The following is an 11,140-nucleotide window of genomic DNA, read 5'->3' as shown; positions in this document are numbered from 1 at the left end:
TTTAGATATCGCAAAAACCAAAATTCCTACAATCACTGTGATAAATAGCACAGAAAGAATTGTTTGATTTTTTAAAACCGCATTTAAAGTCTCATCATAATCGCTAAATTCGTTTGAAGAACACACAAGCCAATTTGCAAGATCGTATCTTTTGCAAGCGCCTACCTTTCTTACTCCTTCGTATTCAAATTCAAACGCCTTTTCTCCGTATTTTTTAAACTCATTTTGCAAAAGACCAACCGCTCTTTTTGCAGGTTCGGAATCAGACATTATCAAATTTTTATTTGTGTGATATACCAGCTTTGAACTATCCAGATCAACCAGGCTTAAAACACCCGTATTGCTGTCTTTCATTTTCACCAAGGTATCTCCAAGTATAGAAAGATCCACATCGGCTCCAACTACGCCCATAACCTTACCGTTTATAAGAATTTGCTTTACAAAGCTAGATACTATTTTATTGCTTCCCGGATCCAAATAAGGCTCCGTTGCAAATATCTTATCAGCCTTAGCAACCTTATACCAATCACGACTTCTTGAGTCATATCCGTCTTTTTCAAAGCTTAAAATTTCATATTTTGGCTCCCTTGATCCCTTTTCAAAGAAGGCATTTATAAGCGAACCGTCATCCTCAAACCCTATAAAAAGAGCATCAAGCTTTGCAACGGCTATAAGATCTCCAAAATTTGCCTTCAAAGACTCTTTGTCCGAGAAAAATTCGGGATTTTTTTGCAAGTAATAGATAAAATTCTCTACCGCCTCCACTCTTGAGCTTACATACTCCTCTATAAAAAGTCCTCCAGAAAGAGTAATCGCCTCTTTTGACTTCTCAGATAGTCCTATCATAGCCAGCGTAGTTTGCCTATAACTCAAAAATGCAAACGTAAGAAAAGATGCAGTAAGCAAAACAAATATAATTGCCGCGATTTTATTTGAAACTCTACTAAACATAAAACAAACTCCCTCTCTTTTTGTGATTAGCTTTATTTAAACTTAAAATATAGAATTCTTAAGATTATACTATAGAGGTTGTAAAAATTTATTAAAAATAAATTTTTAATTGTTTATCTATTATTTTATTTTAATTTATAATATCCATTTTTGAAAAGCGTTTTTTAAAATTTAGTTTTTATATACAATACTTTATACTTACATTATAAGTTGATTCAAATTGAAAGATAAAATAGATTTTTTTGATTTAAAAATATAGGAGTTTGGTTGCAGAAGAGGGATTTGAACCCCCGACCTTCGGGTTATGAGCCCGACGAGCTACCACTGCTCTATTCTGCGTCAATATAAGGTTGAATTTTGGATGGGGTAAGAGGATTCGAACCTCTGAATGTCAGGACCAAAACCTGATGCCTTACCGCTTGGCGATACCCCAATACCAAATAAGAAAACGTGATTATATTCATTTTTTCGTCTTTTGTCAAGATATAAACCTCTAAAATAGCTAAAGTTAAGATAATTTTCTCCGCTTTAAAGTAGCACGCACAGAGATAATCTTCTAAATTTCAATCTCAACAGCACCCCAAAAATCAAATAGATCAAACTTAAACCACTAAATTTTATCCATATAAGATGTATTGTAAACGCCTTTGATACGTCTTTTTATATCATCTTGCCAACCTGCGCTTAAAGCCTTTAAATTCATAAATTTATCGATCAAACGAGCATTTTCTTTTGGAGCATAAAAGACACGATTTAAATCAGCCACACTCATAGAGTTATCGTTCCTAGACACTATCTCAACACTATCGCCCGCCTTACAATAACCGGCTTCAAGCACTCTATAATACCAGCCGCTAAGCCCGCTTCTAAAAATTTCTTTTGCTACGCCTGCATTCATCCAGCGTTTTGATAGCTTAAAGCAAGGCTTTCTAGGCTGGCTTACTTCAAGCACAAGCGAGCCTATTTTATGCACATCACCGATAAAAACGTCATTTTCATGCATTCCTGATATGGTTAAATTTTCTCCCATTGCACCAAATGGCAAATTTGCAAAACCTAAAAACTCACTCCACACAGGATAATTCTCGTAAGAATTTGCAAATATAGCCTTTTGCTCTCCTCCGTGATGCACCTTATCGGCCACATCATCACCTTTAAAGCCAAATTTATCTGCATAAATTTCATCATTTGTCGCCGTTTTAAATATCGCGCTTTGCCAAATTTTATTAAGCGGATCATTTGAGTTTACATCTCCGTAAGTTTTAACTTCGCCTATCAGCAAGGCTTTTACAATTGCCATTTTATACCTTTTATAAAATTTCTTTTGACACCAAATAATCAAAAATAAGCTATGGATAATAACATCTAAAAAGACACTGTTATCCGTCCAGACATTGCTTGCAAACGTTTTGATCGAAATTTGAGCCATTGTTTATTCTCAAAATCACTGGGCGTTGATACGTATCAACACTTAAATTTTGATAATTCAATACAATTTTAGCAAATTTCAACAAAGAAAGGATACAAGATGAGTTCGATAGATCAAAAGATGTTTTGTTACCAGTGTGAGATGAGCGCTCCAAACGGATGCGGCTCAAAAGGGCAAGATAAAGGAACCTGCGGCAAGGATAGCACGAAGGCTAGACTTCAAGATATGATGATATTTGGGCTTAAAGGCATGAGCGCATATCGTCACCATGCAAACGAGCTTGGCGCAAACACAAAAAACGTAGATGATGTGATCGCACAAACACTTTATTTCACGCTTACAAATATGAATTTTAATTTTGAGGAGCATATCGAGCAAATTTTAAAAGTCGGCAAAGCAGGAGTTGAGGTAATGGATCTGCTTTCAGATGCGCACACTAGCACTTACGGCGTTCCAAGTCCCGTTAAAGTCACACAAAATAGAGCCGAAGGCAAGGCGATCTTAGTTAGCGGACACAACCTTCATATGCTCAAAGAGCTACTTGAGCAGACCAAAGACAAAGGCGTAAATATCTACACTCACTCAGAGATGCTTCCTGCACACGGATATCCCGAGCTACGCAAATATCCACACCTTAAAGGCAATATCGGCAAGGCTTGGTTTGATCAGACTAAGTTATTTAACGCTTGGCAAGGCGCTATCATAATGAGTACCAACTGCATAGTTCCGCTTCGCTCATCCTGCACATACGCAGATAGGCTCTTTGGATATGATATCGCGGGCACTGAGGGTGTGACGCATATTAACGGCGATGATTTTACTCCTGTAATCGAAAAAGCGCTAAGCCTTCCTGATATAAGCGGATTTGATAGCGATGAGGTTATAAACACGGGTCATCATTACAAGGCGATTTTACCTATGGCGGGTGAAATTTTAAAGGCAGTAACAGAAGGCAAAATTCGCCGTTTTTTCGTTATAGCAGGCTGTGACGCACCGGGAAAAGACCGCGAATACTACCGAGAACTTGCCTTAAGCTTGCCAAAAGACTGCGTGATACTTACTTCAAGCTGCGGCAAATTTAGATTTAACGACATTGATTTTGGCTTCATCGAAGGCACGCAAATTCCTCGCTATCTTGATCTTGGACAGTGCAACGACAGCAACGGCGCCGTTAAAATCGCTCTAGCTCTTAGCGAGGCTACGGGCATAGCGGTAAACGACCTGCCTGTTTCTATCGTGCTTATGTGGATGGAGCAAAAAGCTATCATCATACTCTTTGCGCTTTTATATCTCGGAGTTAAAAATATCCACGTGGGACCAAGTCTGCCTGAGTTTATGAACGAGGAAATTCTAAATTTCTTAGTGCAAAATTACAATCTTGGATTAATAAGCGGCGACGCCAAAGCCGATCTTAAAAAATATTTGGGAGAGTAAAATAAAAAAGGAGAGTTAAAACTCTCCTTAAATTTTTAAATTTTAGCCCGCTTCACTAAACCAACGGGCTAAATTCAGGCTACGTTTTGTAGATTTAATCGTCTGTCAAGCGGCTCGTCATTATCATGGAATTCAAACCTAACCGACCTTGCGCCAAAGCTTTTTGCAATCGCCTCAAGAGTATCGCGAGCCGATTTGTGAATTTTGTTTTGAAGCTCCGAAATTAGCTTAACCGACATCTTCTCAACCTCGTTTCTAGCCTCTGTTATGAGCTTGTTTTTATCCTCTTCGGTAAATGTGCTGCCAAAAAAGCCGTTTAGCGAATCAGGCAACAAAAACGGTATAAATTTGCCGTTTTTCTCATCATAAAATTTCATATTCGCAATCGAAAATTTATACTTACAAGGCGGCATTACGATAAGATATTCGCCGTTTGCCGTATTTACGATATCCATCTTAGGACTTGTTAGATCGTATATGAAATTTATCTCAAATTCAAATATCATAGAAAGCTTTTTTTCGCTAACCAGCCAGCGCAGATACTCCTTGCCAAAGCTTCCAAACGCGTGATCGGTCTTTGTCACGATCTCTTTGCTATAAACTTGAAATACCGAAAGCTCGCCGATTGATTTTATCTGCGAAATTTCGCTCGTTATATCGCTTTTTATCTCTTTTGACGCTTTTGAAGCCTGCTTATTTATCTTGTATATCACGCCAAATACGATCAAAACCAAAACTAGAAGCGCAACTATTACATAATCAACCATATCTTTCTCCTTTTAGCGCGATTTTATCAAAATTTGGTAAAGGGATTATTAAATTTACCGCCTCATACTTTGCATTTAGATAAAAGCTTGCTTAAATTTGACCGCTTTAAAATCCGTGCGGGTACAATAAACCAAATTTATCTAAAACAACTGAGTAAATTCAAACCCATGCTCATTTAGAGTGTTTCGCACCATCTCTTGATGCTCTTTGCCCTTAGTTTCAAGCGTGATTGTGATACTTGCATCGCCATAATCAAGACTGGTAGAAAATCTATCGTAATCAATCTTGACGATATTTGCATTTGCAGTTTTTAAGCAGTCGGTTAGACTCATAAGCGCACCCGGCTTATCAACCAAAGTAACCTTTATCGTCATCTTTCTGGCCGATTTTATAAGACCCTTTTCGATGATGATATTTAACATCTGCACATCGATATTTCCGCCACTTAAGACTATACCGATCTTTGCGTCTTTTTCAAATTTCACTTTTGAGTGAAGCACGCTTGCAACTCCGACCGCCCCTGCGCCTTCAACGATGATCTTTTGATTTTCAAGCAGGAACAAAATCGCGTTTGCTATCTCTTCGTCATCAACCTGAACTATATCATCAACGCACTCTAATATATGCGCAAGAGTAACCTCACTAGCGTCTCTTACGGCAATACCGTCCGCGATCGTTCGAACGGTTTTTGAATTTTTACTCTTTTTAGCCCTAAAGCTCTCATACATCGCAGGAGCGCCCTTGGCACTTACTCCGATTACTTTGATGTTTGGATTTACCTGCTTAACGCAGCTTGCTATACCGCTTATAAGCCCTCCTCCGCCGACAGGCACTATGATCATATCAAGATCGGCGACTTCATCAAGCATCTCAAGCCCTACCGTGCCCTGCCCAGCCATTACGAATTCGTCGCTAAAAGGGTGTATGAAGCTCATTCCTCGCTCTCTTGCGTATTCGTTTGCGTATTCGTAAGCTTCATCGAAGTTATCGCCCTTTAAAATCACTTGCGCACCAAGAGCCTTTGTGCCTGAAACCTTTAAAAGAGGTGTTGATTCGGGCATTACTATGATGGCTGGCGCACCAAACTCCCTAGCGCATATAGCTACGCCTTGAGCGTGATTGCCCGCACTTGCCGCAACTACGCCCTTTGCGCGCTCTTCATCGCTTAAATTTGCTATTTTATTGTATGCGCCTCTTATCTTGTAAGCTCCCGTGCGTTGCAAATTCTCTTTTTTAAGATAAATTTGCGCTCCGCTTAGCAAGCTAAGCTTAGGACTAAACGCAAACGGCGTCTTATAAACAAAGCCGCTTATGGCGCGTTTTGCTTGGATTATTTTATTTAACGATATCATTTTCTAGCCTTTGTAATTCGATTTTTATACACCTGTCTTCTACGAAATTTACACCCGCTTCCTTTGCGCGCTCTTTGGCCGCTTCGTTTGTTATACCAAGCTGAAGCCAAAGCGTTTTAGCACCTACTTTTATCACATCTTCAACAAGAGCGGTTGCAAATTCGCCCTTTCTAAACATCACTACGATGTCGATATCTTCATCTATCTCGCTTAAATTTCTATATACTTTAAAGCCTAAAATTTCATCCTCTTTCGGATAAATAGGGAAAATCCTAAACCCCTCTTTTATCAAAAATTTAGCCACCGCATTGCTAGCCTTACTCTCATCGGGACTTAAGCCTACAATGGCTATGTTTTTAGCTGTTTTTAAAATTTCATAAATTTGCACTTCTTCTCCTTAAAAGCACCCCGCACTCTATGTGAGTCGTATTTGCGAACTGGTCAAATATCGCAAATTTAACCGCCTCGTGGCTTTTATCAAGCTCTTTTAAATTATCTTTTAAAGTTTCGGGATTACAGGATATGTAGATGATATTTTCGTAGTTTTTGATGAAATTTATCACACTCATATCAAGTCCCGCGCGAGGCGGATCGACAAGGATGTGAGAGAAATTAAAGGCTTTTAAATTTACGCCTTCTAATCTGCGAAATTCTCGCACGCCGCTAAAAGCCTGCATAAGCTCTTCGCTGCTAACTCTTATAAATTTGATATTTTTAACTTCGTTTAGCTCGCAGTTTTTAAGAGCATTTGCAATCGATTTTTTAGAAATTTCAGTTGCCAAAACTTGATTAAATTCGCTTGCAAGGGGGATAGTGAAATTCCCGTGACCACAATACATCTCAAGCATATCGTTTGCTCCATGAACGCAGCCTTTGACCCAAGATATCATCTTTTCGTTTACGGCTCTGTTTGGCTGTATGAAAGCTCCTTCGCTAAAGCTAAATTTATACTCCTTGCCCTCTATATAGAGTCTTTCGCTTAAATTTTCATCTTCGCTAACTAGCTTTTGCCCTCTGCTTCTTGCGATTACGGATATGTCAAATTTGCTTGCAAGCTCATCAAATTCGCTCTTTAGCCCATCAAGCTTCTTGTGATACAAAAGCATAGCAAGCAGGCTATCTTTAGTCGAGATAAACTCTATACCAAATAGTTTATGCTTTAAATTTTCGTTTTTTTCGATGAAATTTAAAAGAGGCTGCATCAAATTTGCGATTTTAGCTTCAACCTTCAAACACTCGTCAATTAGCACAAATTTGCGCTTATCACCACGCATATAGTAGCTTAGTTTATCTTTGTCGTGATAGATACCAAATTCTGCCCTACTTCGGTAATAAGTCGGCACGGAGGCGAAAAACTCAAATTCGCCTCCGTAAAACTCGCTAAATTTTTCTTTTATAAATTTCTTTTTAAACTCAACCTGCTCGTCATAGCTTAAATTTAGAGTGCAACTTCCGCACTCTCCTACAAATTTGCACTCGCTTGCAGTCAAATCAAACCTTTTGCCCTATAAATCTTACCGTTAAAAATACCGCTAAAAACCCAAGCGGAAGCACTATCCACACGCTAAGCCCCAAAGACGCAGGTATATAGCCTACAAGTATGCTTATGGCGCTTACGCTAAGCGCATAGGTCATCTGCGTGCGGACGTGGTCTATGTGGTTACACCCCGCGCCCATTGAGGAAAGGATGGTGGTGTCTGATATCGGAGAGCAGTGATCGCCAAATATCGCCCCCGTAAGAACGGCTGAAATATTTATGATCATATACGCATGAAGTGCTTCACCCTCAAGCCCGCTGCTTATACCCACGGCATTTGCAAGAGGTATGGCAAGAGGCATCAAAATTCCCATCGTTCCGTAGCTGGTTCCCGTTGAAAACGAGATAAAAGAGCCAAGTATAAATATAGTCGCAGGCAGGATAAATTTAGGCGTGGCGTCTGAAAGCATATCGACAAGATACCTTGATGTGCCAAGCTCTTTGATAACAGAACTCAAAGACCACGCAAGAAGCAAGATAACAATCGTAACTATCATCGTTTTCCAACCTTTAACCCAAGTCTCAATAGCCTCTTTTACGCCGAAAATTTTTCTATAAACGCCAATTAGTATTGCCACTATAGTAGCTAAAAGAGCCGATTGAAAAAGCGCTACTGAAGCATCGGCCGCACCGTAAGTCTCTCTAAGCGTTTCAAAAGTAAGCGGATTTGCAAGAGCCTTTTCAAGAGTTTCGCCCTCAAGCGCACTAAGCCCGCTAAAATAAAAACTAACAAAAGCGCCTATTATAAGAACCAATATAGGTATAACGGCGTTTGATGTCTGAAGCTTGATGCCTTCTTTTGGCTCAAGAGTCTTATCCTCGATATCAACCATTCTTGATTTGCTTGAATGAAGCTCTCCCGTGCGAGCTCTACGCTCTGCTGCAAGCATGCTTCCGTATTCGCGCCCCATCATTGCCGTACAGACTACAAACAAAAGCATAAAGAGGTTATAAAAGCGATAAGGAATTGTCTCTACAAATATCCCAAACGCGTTTATATCGGTTATTCCGATTAGCTCGTAGCCGTTTTTAATGAGTGAAATTTCAAGTCCGACCCATGTTGATATGATGGCGATACCTGCTATCGGTGCAGCCGTTGCGTCAATGATAAAAGCAAGCTTTTCTCTTGAGACTTTAAATTTATCGGTTATCGGACGCATTATAGGTCCCACGATAAGAGCGTTTGCATAATCGTCAAAAAAGACAAAAAGTCCCATCACCCAAGTTGAAATTTGAGCCGAAATTCCGGTTTTTGCTTTTTTGCTAAGCCATAAAGCAACAGCTTTGGTGCCTCCCATTTTAGTTACAAGAGCTACTACACCGCCTATACAAAGCACCTGAAGGATAATACCTGCGTTCCAGCTATCGGCCATTGAGCCTACTATGCGCTTAACGATATCGACAAAGCCCTTCACAAAAGACATAATAACGCCGTTATTCATAACACTTAGCAGATAAGTTCCGCTAAATACACCTATAAAAAGCGACAAGATAACATCCTTGGTGATAAATGCAAGCACTATCGCCACAACAGGCGGGATAAGTGTAAATACACCGAATAATTCGGCATTTTTTGCAGGATCTGCAAACATCAATATAGGTAAAAATAAAGCTAAGTATCTCATCTACTCCCTTTCAAAAGCAAATCCAGCCCAAGTCTGCGTCGTCGCCATAACTTCAAGCGAATTTATATTTACGTGTTTTGGTAAATTTATACAATCAACTATAATACGCGCGATATCTTCGGATGTGATAAACTGAGTCTTGTCATATACCGCATCGGCTTTTGCACTATCTCCTTTAAATCGCACAAGGCTAAATTCGGTCTTTGCGATACCGGGCGCGATTTGAGTGACGCGAATTCCCGTACCTTGCAGATCGTTTCTAAGGTTAAAGCTAAACTGCTTCACAAACGCCTTTGTGCCACCATAGACATTTCCGCCAGGATATGGCCACTCACCGGCAACCGAGCCTAAGTTTATGATATAGCCGCTTTTGCGAGCCGTCATTATCGGTAAAACAGCCTTGGTTACATATAAAAGCCCTTTGATATTCGTATCTATCATCGTTTCAAAGTCTTCGATACTCGCGTCATTTGTCTTTTCTTGTCCGAGCGCAAGCCCTGCGTTATTTACGAGAATTTCTATGTCTTTGAAATTCTCCGGCAAATTTGCAACTTCGCTAAAAATTTTCTCTTTATCTCTTATGTCGGCTGCTATGATATGAGTATTGCCAAGCTCGGCAGCAAGTCGTTTTAGCCTATCTTCACGGCGTCCTAAAAGTATGAGCTTATAGCCCTCTTTAGCAAGCGCTCTTGCCGTAGCTTCACCAAAGCCCGATGTTGCTCCCGTGATAAAAGCGGTTTGTTTCACTCTCTCCTCCTTATCTGTTTTTTAAATTTGAACTTAAGCCAATTGTTGTAAGATACTGTAAATTTATATCTTTTTTTCCCATTCTGGCATAATCAAATGCGTTAAATCCAGCATCGTCAATCGCGTCCGTATCTACGCCATTTTCAACCAAAAACTCCAAAATTTCAACATCACTATTGGCAGCAGCTTCCATAAAGATAGTCCTTGAAGTATGCTCAAAATCACAAAGCTTTATGTAGCTCGGCACCGCTTCGCCCAAATTTGATATATAGGCGAGTTTAGTGTTTAAATCAATAGTTTTAGTGTTGATATCGGCTCTATTTTCAACAAGAAATTTAACCGCTTCAAAATCATTTAGCCTAACAGCCATAAAAAGCGGAGTTTGTCCGAGTAAATTTTTATAATTAACGTCCGCGCCGTTTTTGAGTAAAAATTTAGCGTTACTTAAATTATTAAGAGAAAAAAACAATGAATTCTCATATCCCAAATTAAGCTCGGCTCCAATTTTTATAAATTCGCTTAAAATTTCCTCGTTTTTTTCGTAAAGAAGCGCCGTATAAAAAGCGCTTTGAAGCAGCTCTTTAGAAATTTTGCCCGAATATATCAACTCATTTATCTCGTATTTTGAAAACTTAGGATCTATAACTCGCTTATCTATCTCGCTTATATCAAGTCTTGTCGCATCATTTTGTCGCTCTTTTGAATTAACGGCAAATTTTAAAAACTCGTTTGCAACCTTTGTCGCATAGTAAATCGCACTTCCTTCATCCATAGTAAAGTTATTCGTGTAGTGTTTTACAAGCGGATCAAGAGCTAGGTTGTAGGTTTTATTAAACTCTTTAAATAGCAAAAAATTTGATATGCCTTGATGACCCCAGTAGCGCAAATACGCCCTATCTCGCTCTTGGATAGCTTCATAAATCAAAGGCTCATCAAGACTTTTTGCATACATTTCAGGAGAAATTCCCGCTTTAAGCAAGGTAAATTTAAACTTATTTAAGTTTTTCTCAGCGATAATCCCCACGCAAAGGCGGCTCTCCGAGCGAATTTTAACCGCCAAATCCATAAGCTCGTTTACAGAAGGAATATTTAAAAGAGAATTTGCACACCCGTAATCAATATTGTTTAAGTCAGGGCTGTTTGGATTAAAATTCGGGCTAAAAATTTGAGTTTTATTAGCTAAAATTTCATCACAATCAAGTTTTGAGTCGTCATAAATTCCGGCAAATCCAATACAAGCAAACAAAAATAGTAGCCAAAGAATTTTCATTGCAAACCTTATATTTCAAATTCATTT

General features: G+C 39.2%; 10 protein-coding genes and 2 tRNA genes. 1 reads left to right on the top strand and 11 read right to left on the bottom strand.

Features of this window, described 5'->3' with window-relative positions; translation table 11 throughout:
• The 4 genes from CDOM16188_RS04320 to CDOM16188_RS04305 all read right to left on the bottom strand — a co-directional run.
• Positions 1–951, bottom strand: a 951-nt coding sequence (locus CDOM16188_RS04320) for a cache domain-containing protein (protein WP_172199383.1), incomplete at its 3' end; no start/stop codon positions are given.
• A 264-nt stretch (positions 952–1,215) separates the two neighbouring features.
• A tRNA-Met gene (locus tag CDOM16188_RS04315) sits at positions 1,216–1,290 on the bottom strand.
• A 19-nt stretch (positions 1,291–1,309) separates the two neighbouring features.
• Positions 1,310–1,384: transfer RNA gene (locus tag CDOM16188_RS04310), tRNA-Gln, on the bottom strand.
• 177 nt (positions 1,385–1,561) lie between these two features.
• Positions 1,562–2,251 (bottom strand): MOSC domain-containing protein, encoded by a 690-nt coding sequence (locus CDOM16188_RS04305; protein WP_172199380.1) that lies wholly within the window; start codon positions 2,249–2,251, stop codon positions 1,562–1,564.
• A 228-nt stretch (positions 2,252–2,479) separates the two neighbouring features.
• Between CDOM16188_RS04305 and hcp the strand changes: the two genes are divergently transcribed.
• A complete protein-coding gene (gene hcp / locus CDOM16188_RS04300; RefSeq protein ID WP_172199377.1) occupies positions 2,480–3,814 on the top strand; it encodes a hydroxylamine reductase in 1,335 nt (444 codons plus the stop codon).
• A 74-nt stretch (positions 3,815–3,888) separates the two neighbouring features.
• On the opposite strand, the gene CDOM16188_RS04295 is transcribed toward hcp, so the two are convergent.
• The 7 genes from CDOM16188_RS04295 to CDOM16188_RS04265 form a co-directional block, all read right to left on the bottom strand.
• Complete coding sequence (locus CDOM16188_RS04295; protein WP_169941576.1) at positions 3,889–4,581, bottom strand: DUF4230 domain-containing protein; 693 nt, start codon at positions 4,579–4,581, stop codon at positions 3,889–3,891.
• A 141-nt stretch (positions 4,582–4,722) separates the two neighbouring features.
• Positions 4,723–5,934: a threonine ammonia-lyase gene (gene ilvA / locus CDOM16188_RS04290; RefSeq protein ID WP_172199374.1), complete on the bottom strand. Its 1,212-nt coding sequence runs from the start codon at positions 5,932–5,934 to the stop codon at positions 4,723–4,725.
• Positions 5,918–6,322, bottom strand: coding sequence for a CoA-binding protein (locus tag CDOM16188_RS04285; protein WP_172199371.1), 405 nt, complete (start codon positions 6,320–6,322; stop codon positions 5,918–5,920). The genes ilvA and CDOM16188_RS04285 overlap by 17 nt, the downstream gene beginning before the upstream one ends.
• Entirely contained in the window at positions 6,309–7,424 is a 1,116-nt protein-coding gene (gene trmA, locus CDOM16188_RS04280; protein ID WP_172199368.1) for a tRNA (uridine(54)-C5)-methyltransferase TrmA, read from the bottom strand. The genes CDOM16188_RS04285 and trmA overlap by 14 nt, the downstream gene beginning before the upstream one ends.
• Position 7,425: 1 nt before the next feature.
• Entirely contained in the window at positions 7,426–9,096 is a 1,671-nt protein-coding gene (locus CDOM16188_RS04275; RefSeq protein ID WP_172199365.1) for a Na+/H+ antiporter NhaC family protein, read from the bottom strand.
• Positions 9,097–9,843 (bottom strand): SDR family NAD(P)-dependent oxidoreductase, encoded by a 747-nt coding sequence (locus CDOM16188_RS04270; RefSeq protein ID WP_172199362.1) that lies wholly within the window; start codon positions 9,841–9,843, stop codon positions 9,097–9,099. It lies immediately after the preceding gene.
• Positions 9,844–9,853: 10 nt separating this feature from the next.
• Positions 9,854–11,113 (bottom strand): ankyrin repeat domain-containing protein, encoded by a 1,260-nt coding sequence (locus tag CDOM16188_RS04265; protein ID WP_172199359.1) that lies wholly within the window; start codon positions 11,111–11,113, stop codon positions 9,854–9,856.
• Positions 11,114–11,140 lie beyond the last annotated feature (27 nt).

This window comes from Campylobacter sp. RM16188, from assembly GCF_012978795.1.
GTDB lineage: Bacteria > Campylobacterota > Campylobacteria > Campylobacterales > Campylobacteraceae > Campylobacter_A > Campylobacter_A canis.
Note: the sequence above shows the minus strand (reverse complement) of the source record. Positions and strands in the feature narration are given on the sequence as shown.